Annotated in this window: 12 protein-coding genes and 4 pseudogenes; 9 read left to right on the top strand and 7 right to left on the bottom strand. The window is 72.0% G+C overall.

The window, feature by feature from the left end:
• Positions 1-47: 47 nt before the first annotated feature.
• Complete coding sequence (locus ACFY8W_RS37635; RefSeq protein WP_391115682.1) at positions 48-374, bottom strand: anti-sigma factor antagonist; 327 nt, start codon at positions 372-374, stop codon at positions 48-50.
• Positions 375-757: 383 nt separating this feature from the next.
• Here ACFY8W_RS37635 and ACFY8W_RS37630 point away from each other — a divergent pair, with 383 nt between their 5' ends.
• Positions 758-1,474 (top strand): response regulator, encoded by a 717-nt coding sequence (locus ACFY8W_RS37630; RefSeq protein ID WP_391115681.1) that lies wholly within the window; start codon positions 758-760, stop codon positions 1,472-1,474.
• A 481-nt stretch (positions 1,475-1,955) separates the two neighbouring features.
• Here the strand turns inward: ACFY8W_RS37630 and ACFY8W_RS37625 are convergent, their stop codons facing one another.
• Positions 1,956-2,828, bottom strand: a complete 873-nt coding sequence (locus tag ACFY8W_RS37625) for a universal stress protein (RefSeq protein WP_391115680.1) — start codon at positions 2,826-2,828, stop codon at positions 1,956-1,958.
• Positions 2,829-3,170: 342 nt separating this feature from the next.
• Between ACFY8W_RS37625 and ACFY8W_RS37620 the strand changes: the two genes are divergently transcribed.
• Both ACFY8W_RS37620 and ACFY8W_RS37615 read left to right on the top strand, forming a co-directional pair.
• Positions 3,171-4,040 (top strand): universal stress protein, encoded by an 870-nt coding sequence (locus ACFY8W_RS37620; protein ID WP_391115679.1) that lies wholly within the window; start codon positions 3,171-3,173, stop codon positions 4,038-4,040.
• Positions 4,041-4,652: 612 nt separating this feature from the next.
• Positions 4,653-5,657 (top strand): annotated as a pseudogene (locus ACFY8W_RS37615) (PEP/pyruvate-binding domain-containing protein); the annotation flags it as partial.
• Positions 5,658-5,771: 114 nt separating this feature from the next.
• On the opposite strand, the pseudogene ACFY8W_RS37610 reads toward ACFY8W_RS37615, so the two are convergent.
• Positions 5,772-5,822 (bottom strand): annotated as a pseudogene (locus ACFY8W_RS37610) (hypothetical protein); the annotation flags it as partial.
• A 676-nt stretch (positions 5,823-6,498) separates the two neighbouring features.
• Here ACFY8W_RS37610 and ctaD point away from each other — a divergent pair.
• Both ctaD and ACFY8W_RS37600 read left to right on the top strand, forming a co-directional pair.
• On the top strand, positions 6,499-8,166 hold the full coding sequence (gene ctaD / locus ACFY8W_RS37605) for a cytochrome c oxidase subunit I (RefSeq protein ID WP_391115698.1): 1,668 nt from the start codon (positions 6,499-6,501) through the stop codon (positions 8,164-8,166).
• Complete coding sequence (locus ACFY8W_RS37600) at positions 8,166-8,723, top strand: hypothetical protein (protein ID WP_391115678.1); 558 nt, start codon at positions 8,166-8,168, stop codon at positions 8,721-8,723. Before ctaD ends, ACFY8W_RS37600 begins: the two co-directional genes overlap by 1 nt.
• Positions 8,724-9,160: 437 nt before the next feature.
• Here the strand turns inward: ACFY8W_RS37600 and ACFY8W_RS37595 are convergent, their stop codons facing one another.
• Complete coding sequence (locus ACFY8W_RS37595; protein ID WP_391115677.1) at positions 9,161-10,426, bottom strand: cytochrome P450; 1,266 nt, start codon at positions 10,424-10,426, stop codon at positions 9,161-9,163.
• A gap of 595 nt (positions 10,427-11,021) precedes the next feature.
• On the opposite strand from ACFY8W_RS37595, the gene ACFY8W_RS37590 reads away from it, so the two are divergent.
• Together ACFY8W_RS37590 and ACFY8W_RS37585 are read left to right on the top strand one after the other, a co-directional pair.
• A complete protein-coding gene (locus ACFY8W_RS37590; protein WP_391115676.1) occupies positions 11,022-11,123 on the top strand; it encodes an ATP-dependent Clp protease proteolytic subunit in 102 nt (33 codons plus the stop codon).
• A gap of 231 nt (positions 11,124-11,354) precedes the next feature.
• Positions 11,355-11,489: pseudogene (locus ACFY8W_RS37585) on the top strand (LLM class F420-dependent oxidoreductase); the annotation flags it as partial.
• 135 nt (positions 11,490-11,624) lie between these two features.
• Here ACFY8W_RS37585 and ACFY8W_RS37580 read toward each other — a convergent pair.
• A complete protein-coding gene (locus ACFY8W_RS37580) occupies positions 11,625-12,179 on the bottom strand; it encodes a helix-turn-helix domain-containing protein (RefSeq protein ID WP_391115675.1) in 555 nt (184 codons plus the stop codon).
• Between the two features lie 192 nt (positions 12,180-12,371).
• Here ACFY8W_RS37580 and ACFY8W_RS37575 point away from each other — a divergent pair, with 192 nt between their 5' ends.
• Together ACFY8W_RS37575 and ACFY8W_RS37570 are read left to right on the top strand one after the other, a co-directional pair.
• Positions 12,372-13,505 carry an aryl-sulfate sulfotransferase gene (locus tag ACFY8W_RS37575; RefSeq protein ID WP_391115674.1) on the top strand — a complete coding sequence of 378 codons (1,134 nt, stop codon included), beginning with the start codon at positions 12,372-12,374 and terminating at the stop codon, positions 13,503-13,505.
• The gene (locus ACFY8W_RS37570; RefSeq protein ID WP_391115673.1) at positions 13,502-14,905 is read left to right on the top strand and encodes a solute carrier family 23 protein; all 1,404 of its coding nucleotides are present in this window, start codon (positions 13,502-13,504) and stop codon (positions 14,903-14,905) included. The genes ACFY8W_RS37575 and ACFY8W_RS37570 overlap by 4 nt, the downstream gene beginning before the upstream one ends.
• Here ACFY8W_RS37570 and ACFY8W_RS37565 read toward each other — a convergent pair.
• Both ACFY8W_RS37565 and ACFY8W_RS37560 read right to left on the bottom strand, forming a co-directional pair.
• A complete protein-coding gene (locus tag ACFY8W_RS37565) occupies positions 14,902-15,780 on the bottom strand; it encodes a DUF1684 domain-containing protein (RefSeq protein WP_391115672.1) in 879 nt (292 codons plus the stop codon). The two genes, ACFY8W_RS37570 and ACFY8W_RS37565, sit on opposite strands and share 4 nt — an antisense overlap.
• Before the next feature lie 446 nt (positions 15,781-16,226).
• A pseudogene (locus ACFY8W_RS37560) lies at positions 16,227-16,321 on the bottom strand (ABC transporter permease); the annotation flags it as partial.

The following is a 16,321-nucleotide window of genomic DNA, read 5'->3' as shown; positions in this document are numbered from 1 at the left end:
GCCGTGCCGGTCGCCGGCGGTTCCGAAGGCTGGAGCTTCGCGACGGGTCATGCGAAGGAGCAGGACACAGCGCGGTCCACGCCCAGGGCGCGGATGACGCGCGCGGGAAGTCGCTGGATGCGGCACAGGCGCAGACGCACACCGGCCGCTGCGCACCGGCGGTGCATGCGCACGAACAGCGCCACGCCGGAACTGTCGCAGAAGGTGACGTCTGCCAGGTCGAGCAGCAGTTCACGCTCGGTCCGCCGGGCCAGGTGGGTCAGCTCCGCCTCGATGCGCGCAACGGTGTACAGGTCCAGCTCCCCGATCAGGGCGACTGCCGTCGTGCTGGGGTTCTGCGGGGCCGTGGTCAGGCTGATCGGGAACGTCGTCATGGCGGCTGCCCTGCTTTCTTGATTCAGGCGTGTTCCGGGGCCTGAGTGCCCCGGCCGGGCCGGCGCCGCTAGTCCATCAGTGCGCGAGCGTGGACGGCAGGTCCGGCGGGCCCGTACTCAGAGGGCCGAACGTCCCTCGCGGCGATGCCTCGACGCAGTGGGAACACGTGGCCGAAGGGAGAGGAGGGCGACGGATGCCGTGCAGCCGGCTCGTGATCGTCGGCCACAGGAGGTGCAGGGGGAACCTGCGACATCGGATACGGGCATTTCCGGACCCTGGCCGGGTATGAGGGCCATCCGGCCCTGGGCGATGGCCCCGCTCGCACGGCACGATGCGTGCGGAGCCCTCAGGGGCGGAGAACTCGGCGAACACGGAGTGTGTGATGACGGACAGCAACGGCGGCCTCACGGAGAAGGAGCCGGTCAGGGTCTTCCTCCTTGACGACCACGAGGTGGTGCGTCGCGGTGTGCACGACCTCCTGGACGCCGAGCCCGATCTGACGGTGGTCGGGGAGGCGGGCACGGCGGAGCAGGCGCTGGTGCGGGTGCCCGCACTGCGCCCGCAGGTCGCCGTTCTCGACGTGCGCCTGCCGGACGGGGACGGTGTGAGCGTGTGCCGGGAGCTTCGCTCGCGCATGCCCGACCTGGCCTGCCTGATGCTGACGTCCTTCGACGACGAGGAGGCACTGCTCGACGCGATCATGGCCGGCGCGTCCGGCTACGTCCTCAAGCAGATCACCGGCACCGACCTGGTCAACGCCGTGCGTACGGTCGCCTCCGGCCAGTCCATGCTGGACCCCGGCGCCACGGCCCGGGTCATGGCCCGGCTTCGCGGCGGGTCCCCCCAGGAGGAGCAGCGGCAGGGGCTGCCGGGACTGACCGAGCGGGAGCGGGAGATCCTCGCACTGGTGGGGGAGGGACTGACCAACCGGGAGATCGGCAAGCGGCTGTATCTGGCGGAGAAGACGGTCAAGAACAACATCTCCCGGCTGCTCGCCAAACTGGGTGTCGAACGCCGGGTGCAGGCCGCCGTCATCGCCACCCAGGCACTGGCTGCCCGGGAGGACCAGGTCGTACGGGATGGCCGCCCGCGAGGCTGACGCCGGTCCACACGGGACGCGAAAGGGTGCGACGGCCCCCTGCCTGTGCTCTGCCGGAGCCGGGCAGGGGCCGCGGTCGGCATTCAGCGATGTACGAAGAACGCGAAGGGGCTCGGCAACAGGCCGCCGGGCCCCTTCCGCTGCGATCCCGGCGACGTCTGGACGGGCACTTGTCGTGCATATCTCCGGCTCGGGTTCGGATGTCACCGCCGCCTGGCTTCGTGATCGATGCCAGTGCGTTTCGCGGTTCTGTGTGCGGCCCGCTGTCGAGCGGCCCCTCCCGCGTGATGCCACAACTCAGTCGACGGCAGCTCGTCCGGCTGCCGCTGTCGTGTGAACGAGGCGGTAGGACCGGGCGCCGGTCTCGGCCGGCCCGCCCGGCAGGTGTTCCTCACCGTGCGGTCGCTGCTCCGGCGTCCGGGCGGTGCCGTTCCCGCGGCGGGGACCGGCCGTGTGACCGGTCCCCGTTACGAGGAGGCCGTCAGTCGTGCGGCACGACGGCGACGGGGCAGGGGGCATGGTGCAGGGCGGCGTGGGCGACCGACCCGATGCGGGTACCGACGGATGCTCGGCCCGTCCGTCGGCCGACCACGAGCAACCGCGCGTCCGACGCGGTGGACAGCAGTACCTGGCCCGCGCTGCCGATCTCGACGTGCTCGGTCACCGGGACGTCGGGGAACCGTGTGCGCCACGGGGCGAGTGCCTCCGCCAGGGCCTTCCTCTCGAACGGCTCCAGCCCTCCGGCCTCGTCCACGAGGAGCATCGAGCCGGGGCTGTAGGCGAAGACCGGCGGCAGGCTCCAGGCCCGTACCGCACGCAGGGCCGCGCCGCGTGCTGCCGCCTCCCGGAAGGCGAAGCCGAGTACCGCGGCGCTGTCCTCCGGCGTGCCCTGCTGGCCCACGACGATCTCGCCGCCCTCCGCCCGGGGCGTATGCCCGTCGCGTGCGCGCACGGACACGACGGGCCGTTTCGCGGAGGCGATCACCTGCTGACCGTAGGAGCCGAGGAGGAAGCCGACGAACGCCCCGTGCCCCCGCGAACCCAGCACCAGCATCTCGGCTGCTTCGGCTTCCTTCAGCAGAGCGGCGACCGGGGTGTCCTGGACCACTTCGGCGGTGACCGTGAGGGCCGGGTGGCGGCCGGCGACGCGTGTCTCGGCCTCGCGGAGCACGGCGCGGGCGGACGTGGCCTGCCTCTCCCTGTCCTGGACGACGGGGACGTCCAGGGGCTGCCAGAGCCAGGCGTGCACGATACGCAGCGGCATGCCCCGCAGCTCGGCTTCGCGCGCCGCCCAGTCCGCCGCTGCGAGACTCTCCGCGGAGCCGTCCACTCCTACGGTGATGGCGCTGGTCATGAGGGTGCCTCCATACGGTTCGAGGGCATGGCCGCTTCGGCCGTGCTTCCTGCCATCAGCCTCTCTGGGGAGGCGGTGGTCCGCCGAGGGCCCATCGGCCCTGTCTCCCGGCCGTTCGGTCACGGCGGCGTGGCGGTCCGGCCGGTGAAGTGCGGTCGCGGGGTCTGTCGGCCCCCAGCAGGGACCTGTGGCCCCCTGCGCGCACCGTGCAGGCCGATCACTGTGGAGGTGCAGGTCCGCCCAGCAGCGCCCCGGAGTGCCGGACGGCGATCCTCGGGCCCCTGAGGACAGCCCGCGTACGCCGCGTCCGGCCCGCCCGGCCGCCAGACCCACGGAGTCTCCATGTCCCGCACCGTCACCGCCGGCCTCGACGGATCCCCGGAAAGCCTCGCCGCCACGCAGTGGGCCGCTCAGGAGGCATTGCGTCGTGACGTGCCGCTGCGGCTGCTCCGCGTATGGAGCATCGACGAGGACCCCCGTACACGTGTGGTCGACCCGGCGACGGCACGCGAATGGGGCGCGCGCACCCTCGCCATCGCCGAGAGGCGGCTGCGGCGCCGCCACCCGGGCCTGGACGTCGAGACGGAGTGGGTCGCCGGGGACCCGGTGGAGGAGCTGTGCAGTGCTGCCGAGGAAGCGGAACTGCTGGTGCTCGGCTCCCGTGGTCTGGGTGGCCTGGCCGGTTTCTTCGCAGGGTCGGTCTCCCTGGCGGTCCTCGCCCGCACACGGCGACCTGTCGTTCTCGTCCGCCCGCACGGCCTCCTGGAGCCCGAGGAAGAACGTACGGGGGAGGTGGTCGTCGGTCTGGACGTGTCCGAGGCCGGCGACGAGCTGCTCGCCTTCGGCTTCGCCGCCGCAGACCGGTACGGCTGCGGACTGCGCGTGGTGCACCGGTGGGCCGTTCCGGCGCTCTACGAACCCGACATGGGCGGCGCACTGCCGCTGCTCATGACGGAGGTCGCCGCGGACGCGCGGAGGGCGCTCGACGAGGCGCTGGCCCCCTGGACCGAGAAGTTCCCGGATGTGGCGGTGGTCCGCGACTGCCGCCAGGGCCGGCCGGCGCAGGACCTGACGGAGCCGTCGCGTGACGCGCGGCTCGTCGTCGTCGGCCGCAAGGTCCGCCCGTCACGGATCGGCACTCACATCGGGGCCGTCACCCACGCGGTCCTGCACCACTGCCTGGCCCCGGTCGCTGTCGTACCCCACGACTGAACGGGCCCTACCGCAGAGCGGCGCGCACGGTACCGCCCGTTCCGGCATCGTCCCCGGACGGCTCGGACAGCCATGCCGCCCCAGCGGCTGCCTGACCCTCTCTCAGCGGCGGCACCGCGCGGCTCGTGAGGGAGGGCACGGTCCCGCGTGTCGCCGGGGGACCACCGGTCCTGTCCACCCGGAACGACAAGGCCGGTCAGCGGCTTCGCACGAGCTTCTCGGCTCTTCGGCCGGTGGCAGCCGGGCGACGAACATCGAAGGTGAGGCCGGGCCAGACGCCCCGCTGCCGCGGGCGGCCCGCCTGATGGCACGGCACCGAATGCTTCTCGTAGGGGCTTCCGGGACCTCAGGGACCCGGGGCGGGCCGTGCGGCCCCTCTCGCGCACCGGCGAGATTCATCAGCGTGGAGACGAGGACGTGCCGTCACGGAAAGGAACGCACCGATGCCGCGCACGGTCGCTGCGTGGACGCGGCCGTCGACGACGAAGCAGGGGGCGCCGCTCAGGGGGTCGAGACGGCGGAGGCCCGGCCGGCCGCTCGCCGACTGAGGGCCAAACCGCAGGGACAGGGCATCCACGGAGTCCCTGCTGCCGACAGGAAGGGAGACACCTCATGCATCCGAAGTACGTGTACGGCTTCGCCGAGGGCGGCCGGCACATGGCCGACCTCCTCGGCGGCAAGGGCGCCAATCTCGCCGAGATGACCCGCATGGGCCTGCCCGTACCGCCCGGCTTCACGGTCACCACGGACGCCTGCCGGGTCTTCCTGGAGACCGGGGAGCCACCCAGGGAGCTGGAACGCCAGATCGGTGAACACCTCGCCGCCCTGGAACGCACCGCCGGGCGACGGCTCGGCCAGGTGGACGACCCTCTGCTGCTCTCCGTCCGTTCCGGTGCCCCGGTCTCCATGCCGGGCACCATGGACACCATTCTCGACATCGGCCTCAACGACCTGTCCGTCCTGGGCCTGGGCAGGCCCCCTGGACCAGAACGGTTCGCCTGGGACTCGTACCGCCGCCTCGTGCAGATGTTCGGCAGCACGGTCATGGGCGTCGACAGTGCACGCTTCGAGAGCGTCCTGACCGCGATCAAACGGCAGCATCGCGCCGCCGACGACACCCAGCTGGACACCTGCGACCTGATCCGCCTGGTCGAGACGTACAAGGACCTGATTCTGGAAGAGACGGGAGAGGAATTCCCGCAGGCCCCCGCCGAGCAGCTCCGCCGGGCCGTTCTCGCCGTCTTCACCACGTGGAACGGCGAGCGGGCGCGGCTCTGCCGGCGTCGCGAGCACGTTCCCGACACCCTGGGCACCGCCGTCACCATCCAGACCATGGTCTTCGGCAACCGCGGCCCCGACTCCGGCAGCGGCGTCGCCTTCACCCGTGCCCCGACGACCGGACTGCCCGGCGTCTACGGCGACTACCTGCCGAACGCCCAGGGCGAGGACGTCATCGCCGGAATCCGTAACACCGTTCCCCTCCGTGAACTGGAACACCTCGACCCGGTCTCCTTCGGAAGGCTGCTCGACTGCGTGCAGACGCTGGAAAGTCACTACCGGGGCCTTTGCGACATCGAGTTCACCATCGAGCGGGGCACGCTGTGGATGCTGCAGACCCTGCCGCCGAGGCAGCCGGGCCCCTGCCGCGCCGACGCGACAGGGGCCCCGCAGGATCGTGCAGCGGATGATCTGGATGGTGGCGTCGAGGTCGTCCACCGCCCGGGTGACCCGCTCGGCGGCAGGGGCGTTCTCGATGGTCCGGGTCGCGCTCCGGAGCGTCATGCCCGTGGCGAAGAGCCGCTGGATCGCGACGTCGTGCAGATCGCGTGCGACGCGGCCACGGTCGTGGAGCACGATCGGTTCCTCGGACTCGGCCCGCCGCCGGGCGAGTTCGAGCGCGATCGCAGCCTGATCGGCGAAGCCGCTGATCAGCTGGGCCTCGGTTGCGTCGAATCCCGGCCTGCCCGCCCTTCTTGCTCGGGCGCAGGGCCCCGCACACCGCGTCGGTGACGGGGAGGAGCACGGCCACCACGGGGCCATGCTCCTCCCCGGCCGCCCCGCCCAGCGGCAGTGCCCGCGGGTCGGCGCGCACGTCCGCCGTCACCACGGGCCCCCGGGCGCGTGCGGCCAGACCGGCGGCTCGGGGACGTCGAGCCGCGGCCATGCCGGAGCCGGATGCGCGGATGGGGCGGGCATGTCCGCACGTGCGGGGTGGGCGGCTGGTGCGATCGGCAGGGCCGAACGGCCCTGCCGCCGCGCCGCCGCCGGGTACCGCTCGGCCCTGTCGGGCCCCGTCCGGTGCCCACGATCATGGGCCGGCGGCTGGGAAGCGCGCCGAGGAATCCCCCGTACGCGGCCGCTTCCCGGCCGGTTGGTCAGTATGAGCGGAAGTGGAGGTCGCCGTCCGGTGGACGAGGCACACAGCATTCAGGTCGAGGCCGTGACCCGGGCGGGTCGCCTGGAGCACCCCGGCGGGGAAGCCCCACGGCGGCCGGCCAGGCCGTCGTGGGTCGAGTGGCTGACGACCACCGACCACAAGCGGATCGGCACGCTCTATCTCTGCTCCGCCCTGTTCTTCTTCGTCATCGGGGGTGCCATGGCCCTGATGATGCGGGCGGAGCTGGCCCGTCCGGGCACCCAGATCATGTCGAACGAGCAGTTCAACCAGGCGTTCACGATGCACGGTTCGATCATGCTGCTGCTCTTCGCGATGCCGCTGTTCACCGGCTTCGCGAACTGGATCATGCCGCTGCAGATCGGCGCGCCCGACGTGGCCTTCCCACGGCTGAACATGCTGGCCTACTGGCTCTACCTCTTCGGCTCGCTGATAGCCGCCGGCGGCTTCCTCACCCCCGGAGGCGCGGCGGATTTCGGCTGGTTCCTCTACGCACCCCTGTCCGACGCCATCCACTCGCCCGGACTCGGCGCCGACCTGTGGATCATGGGTGTCGCGCTCTCCGGCTTCGGATCGATCGCGGGCGCGGTCAACTTCATCACCACGATCATCTGCATGCGCGCCCCGGGCATGACGATGTTCCGGATGCCGATCTTCACCTGGAACGTGCTGCTGACCTCGCTGCTCGTCCTGATGGTCTTCCCGGTCCTCGCGGCCGCGCTCTTCGCGCTCGAATGCGACCGGAAGTTCGGCTCGCACGTCTTCGACCCGGCCAACGGCGGCGCGCTGCTGTGGCAGCACCTTTTCTGGTTCTTCGGGCACCCGGAGGTGTACATCCTGGCGCTGCCGTTCTTCGGCATCATCTCCGAGGTCATCCCGGTCTTCAGCCGCAAGCCGATGTTCGGGTACATCGGTCTGGTGGCCGCGACGATCGCGATCGCGGGTCTGTCCGTGACGGTGTGGGCGCACCACATGTACGTCACCGGCGGCGTGCTCCTCCCGTTCTTCTCCTTCATGACGTTCCTCATCGCCGTACCGACCGGCGTGAAGTTCTTCAACTGGATCGGAACGATGTGGAAGGGCTCGCTGTCCTTCGAGACCCCGATGCTCTGGGCCACCGGCTTCCTCATGACCTTCACCTTCGGTGGTCTGACCGGCGTCATCCTGGCCTCGCCCCCGATGGACTTCCACGTCTCCGACTCGTACTTCGTCGTCGCGCACTTCCACTACACGCTGTTCGGCACGGTCGTGTACGCGATGTTCGCCGGCTTCCACTTCTGGTGGCCGAAGTTCACCGGCAAGATGCTCGACGAGCGGCTCGGCAAGATCACCTTCTGGACCCTCACCGTGGGCTTCCACGCCACGTTCCTCGTCCAGCACTGGCTGGGTGCCGAGGGCATGCCGCGCCGGTACGCGGACTACCTCGCCGCCGACGGCTTCACGGCCCTCAACACGGCGTCCACCATCGGCTCGTTCCTGCTGGGGCTGTCCTTCCTGCCGTTCTTCTACAACGTCTGGAAGACCGCCAAGTACGGCAAGAAGGTCGAGGTCGACGACCCGTGGGGCTACGGCCGCTCGCTGGAGTGGGCGACGTCCTGCCCGCCGCCGCGCCACAACTTCCTCACCCTGCCGCGGATCCGTTCCGAATCCCCCGCGTTCGACCTGCACCACCCCGAGATGGCAGTGGTCGACCGACTGGAGAACAAGCCGCACGAGGAGGTGAGCCACTGATGACCGCGGCCGTGCTCGCCCTGGGCGTCGGGGCCGTGACCGCGTCGGGCTGTGTCTGGTACGTCCCGGCCCTCACCGACCTGCGCGCCGGCGCCGACCGCCCCGTCTCCCGGCGCCTCACCGCGGCCGCCTGCGTCACCGGCTGGGCAACGGCCGCCATCGCCGTACCGCTCCTGCTCCTGGGAGTGCCCGTCCGGCCGCTGATCGGCCTGGCCGCTGTCGGTGTCGGCGCGTGCGTCGCCCTGCGCGTACGGGCGGCGGTACGACGCCGCCGGGAGGAACGGGAGGACGCCGCCTGCTGGACGGCGCTCGTGCCCTCCGCGCTCCCGGTGCCGGGCGTTCGCCCACAGGCCGCCTTCGCCCGCTGGACCGGCCTGGGGCTGATCGCCGCCGCGACCACGGGAGCCCTGCTCCTGACCTGGGGCAGGGGACACGGCGTGGGCACGCCGCTCGCCGTGGCGGCCCCCGCCGCGCTTGCGGCCTGCGCACTCCTGGCGGCGGTCCTGCGCACCGCCCCGGCACTCGCGCGCCGCAACGGACCAGCCCGGCGCCCCTGAAGCGGCCTGGCAGAGGGAGCGGATCGGGCTCGACGCCTCCAGGGTCCGTGCGTGCGGCGCCGGTTCCGGGCGGCGGGGCCCAGGCTTCGCTCCGGCCGCCGTACAAGCGCCCGGACTGTGCCCCGTCTCCGTCTCCGCGCCGGCGCACCCCACCATGGCGGAGCCGCCGAAGCCCGCCCTGTGACGCTGACGGTCGTCGGGCCGGAGCGGCACATCTCGATGCCGGGGTCTCGCTCGTGACGCCCCTGCGACGCTCGTTCCGATGCGGTGTCAGGTCGGTGGCCGAGCCGCTCAGGTCGTTCCCTCCCCGTCCTGCCGACCAGGCAAGGCAGCGGGCGTCAGGCGGTCACGTGGGTGCGCGCGGCGTTCCGGGAACTCCCGTGCCCCGGCGCGCCGCGACCGCTCACCCGCCCGTCAGTCCGCCCGCGGCGGGTGTGTCACCACCGCACCGGCAGCGTCCGCACGCCCCGGATCAGCATCCCCGGAAGCCACTCCCCCTGCTCCCCGTCCGCCGTCAGGTCCGGGCAGCGCTCCAGCAGCGAGCGCAGCGCCACCCCGGCCTCGAGGCGGGCGAGCGGGGCGCCCAGGCAGTAGTGGATCCCGTATCCGAAGGCGGTGTGGCCCTGGGCGTCGCGCCGTACGTCGAAGCGGTCCGGATCGGGGTAGCGCGCCGGGTCGCGGTCCGCGGCGGCCATGGCGATCAGCACGATGGCACCGCGCGGTACCCGTACGCCGCCGATCTCGGTCTCCTCCAGGGCGATGCGCGGCGTGGTGGTCTCCACCGGCCCGTCGTAGCGCAGCGTCTCCTCCACCAGCCCCGCCGCCAGCCCCGCCGGATCGGCCCGTACGGCCGCCATCTGCTCGGGGTGCGCGAAGAGCGCCCGCACCGCGTTGCCGATCGTGTTGACCGTCGTCTCGTGCCCGGCGACGAGCAGCAGGAAGGCCAACGAGATCAGCTCGTCCTCGGTGAGCCGGTCGCCGCCCTCGTCGACCGTGTTGACCAGGGCGCTGAACAGGTCCTCCCCGGGGCTCTCGCGCTTGGCGGCGATGAGCCCCTTGAGGTACGGCATGACCTGCTCGTACGCCTCCTTCTCCGCCTCGGGGCTGGTGGGCGCGAGGGTCTCGTTGGACCAGGCGTGGAAGGCGGCGCGGTCCAGGCCGGGGACGCCGAGCAGTTCGCAGATGACGATCATGGGGAGCGGGGAGGCGAACGCGTCGATGAGGTCGGCACGGCGCGCTCCGTCCGCCGCCATGCGGTCCAGCAGCTCGTCGGCGATCTCCTGGACGCGCCCGCGCATCGCCTCGACCCGGCGGGCCGTGAACTCGCGCGACACCAGCTTCCGCAGCCGGGTGTGGTGGGGCGGGTCGCTCATCAGCATGTTGGTGTTGCCGAGCATGTTCAGGGCGTACGGCGGGCTCCAGCCGGGCTGCCGCCACTCGCGCTGCCAGTCCCGGCTCAGCTTCGGGGAGCTGAAGGCCTCGCGCGCGGCCTCGTAGCCGACCACGAGCCACACCAGCCCCCTGTCGGGCGTCATGACCTGGTGCACCGGGCCGCGCTCGCGCAGCAGCGCGTAGGCGGTGTACGGATCGGCGGTGAAGTCGGGGCTGAGCGAGGTGAGCACCTCGATCCCGCCGGGGCTGTCGGGCCCGTCGCTTCTGTCGGCTATCGCGGGATCGGCGGCGGCTTTCTCGGTCTCGGTCAAGACGGAATTCCTTTCGCTCAGGCCCGGGTTAACCGGCCCCCGCCGACCACTCCGAGCAAGGCCGCTCACTCTAATCCGGCACCCCTATCCGCACAACCGTCCGCATCCCTTGCTGCCGATGTGAACGCTTACCCGAGTCACATAGGCGAGTGCGTCGGCAACGCGCCTGTGCGGACAAGCCAACTCCGTTCCTGCGCCTCGACGTGGGGTTCCGCCGCGTCGCCTGCCCTGTCCACGGGAGGGGCAGGGCAACCGCTTTGCTCCTGGCCGGAATCAAGTGCCGATTACTTCCTTATGGGCCATTTCTTGCGGGCGTCGTCTCGGTTCCGTCCCTGCCCAGGCCGCCCATGGGGGTCAACACTGCCTGGTTTCAGGCCAATTGGCACTCATGCCCTCCGCTCTCAGCGAACAGCTTCTCGACTCCTTCGGGATAGGGGGCGGAGTGCGTGGAGCTTCGTTAGGCACGGGGGAGTGAATGGAGTGCTGCCTCCAGGTGCTAATTGGATGGATACCGCCTTCTCGAGGACCGCGTCATTTCCCTCGGCAGGGAAGGGGAAAGTCGGCGATGGCATCGCCACCGCGATACCGACCGCAGATGCTGATGCTCGCCGCGGATCCGGCACGTGCCATTTACTTGTCCATCCACTCGCCGGGCGGCTCGGTTGCCGCCGGCATGGCGGTCTACGACGCCACGTAATGCATCGAGAATGACGTCGTGACCATTGCAGGGGGATTCTGTGCCTCCACGGGGCGGTTCCTTCTCGCCGCGGTGCGAAGTGGGCGGCGTGCGGAGTGCGCGTTCCGTCGATCACGGGTGGGAGGGGCGCGCCAGGGCCGTGCACACGGCATGAAGAACATGTGACGGCACCCGCGCTGTTCACGTGGCGCAGGAATTCCCGTGCCCGAAGCGCCTGTTGTCGTCCGCATGGAGACCGTCGCCGCCGAGGTGCGGCGCTACCGCGAGGCGGGGGCGACCGAGGTGGTGTTCACGGCGACGGACCTGAGCGGTGAGGACGACCGCCGCCGCACCTGGAAGCTGCTCGGCGAGCTGTCGCGAGGCTGAGCTGTCGTGTGGTTGAGCCGGGGTGAGGCCGAGTCGCCGGGCTGAGCCGGGGCGAGGCTGGGCCGCCGCGGGGCTGGGCCGCCGCGAGGACGAGCCGGTGGGGCGGCGCGAGGACGTCGCGACGGCACCGGCTCGTCAGGACTCCAGCACCTCCACGTGGTCGCCGATCGCGACGACCAGGACCCGCGAGCCCGGCTCGGTGGAGCGCCAGCGGTGGCGGACGCCGCCGGAGAGCAGCAGGGTGTCGCCGCGCCCCAGCCGGTGGACCCGGCCGTCGGCCTCCACCTCCACCGCGCCGTCCGCCACGTACATCAGCTCGTCGTTGCGGTGCCGGAACTCGCGGTCCGCCTCGTGCTCGCCGGTGAACTCCAGGGCGTGCAACTGATGGCGGCCGCGCACCACCGGCCGGACGCGCGCCTCCCGGTCGAGGCCGCTGTCGTCGTCGGCGCGGACCATCTCGACCGTGCGGGTCTCGTCCGAGGCCGCGAGCAGCTGCACCGCCGTGGTCCCGAGGGCGTCCGCGATCCGCTGCAGCGAGCGCATGCTGGGGCGCGCCCGGTCGTTCTCGATCTGGCTGAGGAACGGCGACGAGAGACCGCTGCGCCCGGCCACGTCGGCGAGCGTCAGGTCGAGCGCCCGTCGCCGGCGGCGTACGGCGGCACCCACCCGCGGTGTGTTCGCGGCGTCCATGGATCGTGTCCCGTCCTTCCCCGCCCCGCGGCGCCGTTCTCCCTGGTCGACGGCGCCTGACCGCACCTTACGCGGCAAGGGGCGGGAACCCGGAGACGGTTTCGTACTCCCGACACACGCCCGTCACACAACGCTCCTACCGTCAAAGTCGGTTGTTCTCATCAAAGAAAGTTTGACGCGAGGAGCTCCGGCATGCCCCCGATCCGCCCGGTCGACCAGAACTCACGACGCCGACGTCCCACCGGCCTCATCGCCCTCGACGAGTCGGCCGTGTCCGACGGCTACACCCTCTACGCACCGCTCACCGGCAGCGGAGAGGTGTACCTCGTCGACATCCACGGCCGGACCGTCCACCGCTGGGACCTGCCCTACCGCCCCGGCCGCCACGCCCGCCTCCTCGCCGACGGGACACTCGCCTACAACGGCGTGCTCCCGGGAGAGAAGGCCCTCTTCCCGATGTGGCACAAGTACCGGGGCGGCGTCATGCTCCGGGCGGCGCCCGACGGCACCGTGCTGCGCGAGCACCGCGACCCCCTCCAGCACCACGACGCCCATCACCTCGACGACGGCCGCATCCTCTACACCGCCCTGGAAGCCCTGGCGGGGGCGGAGGCCGCGGCGGTACGGGGCGGCGTACCCGGCTCCGAGGCCGCGGGCGGCGTCGTCTGGGCCGACACCATCAAGGAGGTCGGCCCGGACGGTGAACTCCTGTGGTTCTGGCGTGCGGCGGAGCACCTGGACCGCGCGGGGTTCCCGCTGCACGAGGCGTACGCCCGCGAGCACTGGCCCCTGATCAACAGCGTCACGCCCCTGCGGGACGGCAACATCCTCGCCAGCCTGCGCAGCGTCTCGGCCGTCGTCGTCATCAGCCGCGACACCGGTGAGATCCTCTGGCGCAGCCGCCCCGGCACGGTCAGCCAGCAGCACGCGCCCACCGAACTGGACGACGGCCGGCTGCTGGTCTTCGACAACGGCGTCTTCCGGCCCGGACACGACGTCCCGTACTCCCGCGTCATCGAGATCGACCGGGCCCGCGGGGACGTCGTGTGGGAGTACCACGACCCGGCCCGCGAGTTCTTCTTCGCGCCCTTCATGGGCTCCGCGCAGCGCCTGCCGAACGGCAACACGCTCGTCACCGACTCCCCGTCCGGGCGGCTGTTCGAGGTGACGAAGGACGGCTACCTGTGCTGGGAGTACGTCGTCCCGCACTTCGCCGGCTACGGCGAGAGCGAGGTCCGGGGCCTGTTCCCGTCCGAGCCCAACGCCGTCTTCCGCGCCTACCGTTACGCCGCGGCCGACATCCCGTGGCTGGAGGCGACCGCGTGACGACCACCCTGACCCCTCCGCCCGGCCACGCCGCCGAAGCGGTCGACGCCCGGGTCCCGTGGCGGCGCCTGGTGCCCCTGTCGGCCCAGCACGTCCTGGCGATGATCGCCGCCCCGGTCTCCACCGTCTTCCTCGTCGCCGGCACCCTGAAGATGCCGCCGGGCGCGACCGCCTCGCTGCTCAGCGCGGTCCTGCTGCTGTGCGGCGCGGGCGCGCTGCTCCAGTCCCTCGGCGTGTGGCGGATCGGCGGCCGCCTCCCGTTCGTCATGCTGCCCGGCGGAGCCGCGACCGCGCTCTTCCTCCAGATCGCCCAGCAACACGGGGCGCCGACCGCCACCGGCGCGGTCCTCCTGGCGGCGGGGCTGCTGCTCGCCGTACTGCCCCTGTACGCCCGTGTCGTACGGCTCTTCCCGCCCCTGGTCATGGGCGTGACCGTGCTGCTCATCGGGATCGCGATGATCCGGGTCGCCGCCCGGCTCGTCACCGGACCGGACGGCACGGGCGAGCCCCGCGCGGTCCTCCTCGCCGCGCTCACGGTCGCGGCGACCGTCGCCGCGTACGTCCTGCTGCACGGCGTGTGGCGCCAGACCTCCGTCCTCATCGGCATGGCGGCGGGAACGGTCGTGGCGGTGACGACCGGGCTCGGGACCTTCGCCCCCGCCGCCGGGAGCGGCTTCGCGCTGCCAGCGTTCCTGCCCTTCGGGACACCGCGCTTCGACCTCGTGGCCGCTCTCCCGCTGCTCGTGTTCAGCCTCACCACGCTGGCCGAGATCACCGGACAGACCGTCCTCAACAGCGAGACCGTCGGCCGGACTCCCGCACCCGGACGGGACGTCCCGCGCGTCGCGCGTGCCGACGCCCTGGTCTCCCTGGCCGGCGGCCTGTTCGGTACGTCCCTCATGGTGACCAGCGCCGAGAACATCGGCATCGGCCGCCTCACCGGAGTCCGCAGCCGCTTCGTGACCGCCGGGGCCGGCGTGCTCCTGGTCGTCCTCGGCCTGGCGGCGCCGGTGTCCCGGGCGTTGGCAGGCATACCCGAGGCCGTCGTGGGCGGCTCCGCGCTCGTCGTCTACGCGGTCATCGCCGTGATGGGCGTCGAGATGCTCCGTCGGGCCGACCTGTCGGGCACGGGTACGGGCAGCCTGACGGCCGCGCTCGCCCTCACCATGGGACTGCTGCCGCTGCTCAGCCCGGACCTGTACGCGGGATTCCCCGCCTGGGCCCGCACCATCCTGGGCAGCGGCGTCGTCGCCGGCACGCTGACGGCCGTCCTCCTCACGGCGACGCTCGGCCGGTTCGGCCCGGGGAACCGCCGGCAGCGACCCGAGCCGAAACCGCCCGCGGACGCCGGCCGGTCGGTCTCTTCCGGATCCCGGCCGGGTCCGAAGGAAACGGCCTAGGCGACCGGGCCGCGCTCGCGGGGGATCCGTTCTCCGGCCTCGATCGCGACGGGCAGCCGGTTCTCGGCCGGAGGCAGCGGGCAGGTCGCGAAGTCGGTGTAGGCGCAGGGCAGATTGGTGGCGCGGTTGAAGTCGAGCACCACCGTGCCGTCGGGCCCTGGTGCCGCCACCCCGAGCTGACGGTTGGCCGCGTACGTGGTGACGCCCGAGGTCTCGTCGGTGAACAGCACCGTGAGGCTGCCGGGCGCGTGCCCGTTGAACGCGGTCAGGCTCAACTCCCGTCCGCCCAAGCGGAAGACGACGCGGCCGGGAGCGTCGTACACGTGCCGAAGGCCTTCGACGGAGGCGCCCACCGTCGTCGGCTGCGGCTCGTCGAAGGCCTCGTACCGGCCCGTGACCACCCAGCGTGGATCGGGTGCGTAAGCGGGCGTGCCGGTGAAGGCGACCCGCAGCGGGTGGCCGGGGTGCCGCGGCCGGACCACGTCGTGCCAGCCGCGCTTGGCGACCTCGATCACGGTGTCGCCCCATACGGCGTTGACGCCGCCGCGCTCCGGAACCACGCCGAAGAGGTGCCGTCCCCGCACCGCCACGCCGTCGACGACGAGTTCGGTCCCCTCGTCGAGCTCCACGACGACGCCGTCGGGCCCGGTGGACCACGTCCCCGGCACGCCGGGGAAGTCCTGGGGCTCGGCGGACAGCCAGTGCAGACCGGTGACCGCGAGGAAGCCGTGCTCCGACGCGAGCCGGGCGTCCTTGTCCTGATGCCACGCCTCCCATTCCGCCGCGAAGGTCTCCGGGTCGGGAACGGCGGCGGCGGTGCCGGTGCGGTCGTCGTCGACGGTTGCGCGGGCGTCGGGGATGCCATGGACGCTCATGCGTCTCCTCCTGGTGCGGTGGATGGGTGGTGTGGTGCGGCACGGTCCAGTGCCCGCGCCAGGAAGCCGGAAGGCAGGGGGCACGAAGCGCGGGTCGGGGCGAGGCCTTCGGGGGGCGCCGGGAGCCCTTCGGGGCGGGGCGCGTCGATGTCCGGACGCCGGGACGAGGCCTCGGTGTCAGACGGAACAGGCCATGGTCGTGACGCGCACGTAGTCCACGTGTCGACGCATCACGAGCAGGCTCATGGCTTCAGGAGAGCACAACTCACCTGCGGTGCACCAGTGTTCCCCGCGTACTTCGCGAGGATCGCGTGCGGCGCGAGCGGCGCGAGGAGTGCCTGCAGTGCGTACCGCGCGTGCAGTGCCCGCGGCGCGTGCATGCGCAAGCAGGGGCTGACCGTTTCGCGCGAAACGGTCAGCCCCTGATGCCGTCGGTCCTGAAGCCGTCAGCCCTTCACCAGCAGGCCGCGGCGGCGCAGGACGGCGCGTTCGAGGGGGCTGAAGAGGAGCAGGTCGATGGCGACGCCGACGAGGAGGATGA

It is taken from the genome of Streptomyces sp. NPDC012637 (assembly GCF_042954805.1).
Taxonomy (GTDB): domain Bacteria; phylum Actinomycetota; class Actinomycetes; order Streptomycetales; family Streptomycetaceae; genus Streptomyces.
This window is presented reverse-complemented; position numbering and strand designations above follow the sequence as displayed.

Coding starts and splice junctions, on each gene's coding strand:
- ACFY8W_RS37625 (WP_391115680.1), bottom strand. CDS start 2,828: ATGACCAGCGCCATCACCGTAGGAGTGGACGGCTCCGCGGAGAGTCTC.
- ACFY8W_RS37630 (WP_391115681.1), top strand. CDS start 758: ATGACGGACAGCAACGGCGGCCTCACGGAGAAGGAGCCGGTCAGGGTC.
- ACFY8W_RS37565 (WP_391115672.1), bottom strand. CDS start 15,780: ATGAGCGTCCATGGCATCCCCGACGCCCGCGCAACCGTCGACGACGAC.
- ACFY8W_RS37635 (WP_391115682.1), bottom strand. CDS start 374: ATGACGACGTTCCCGATCAGCCTGACCACGGCCCCGCAGAACCCCAGC.
- ACFY8W_RS37620 (WP_391115679.1), top strand. CDS start 3,171: ATGTCCCGCACCGTCACCGCCGGCCTCGACGGATCCCCGGAAAGCCTC.
- ACFY8W_RS37575 (WP_391115674.1), top strand. CDS start 12,372: ATGCCCCCGATCCGCCCGGTCGACCAGAACTCACGACGCCGACGTCCC.
- ACFY8W_RS37600 (WP_391115678.1), top strand. CDS start 8,166: ATGACCGCGGCCGTGCTCGCCCTGGGCGTCGGGGCCGTGACCGCGTCG.
- ACFY8W_RS37580 (WP_391115675.1), bottom strand. CDS start 12,179: ATGGACGCCGCGAACACACCGCGGGTGGGTGCCGCCGTACGCCGCCGG.
- ACFY8W_RS37590 (WP_391115676.1), top strand. CDS start 11,022: ATGCTGATGCTCGCCGCGGATCCGGCACGTGCCATTTACTTGTCCATC.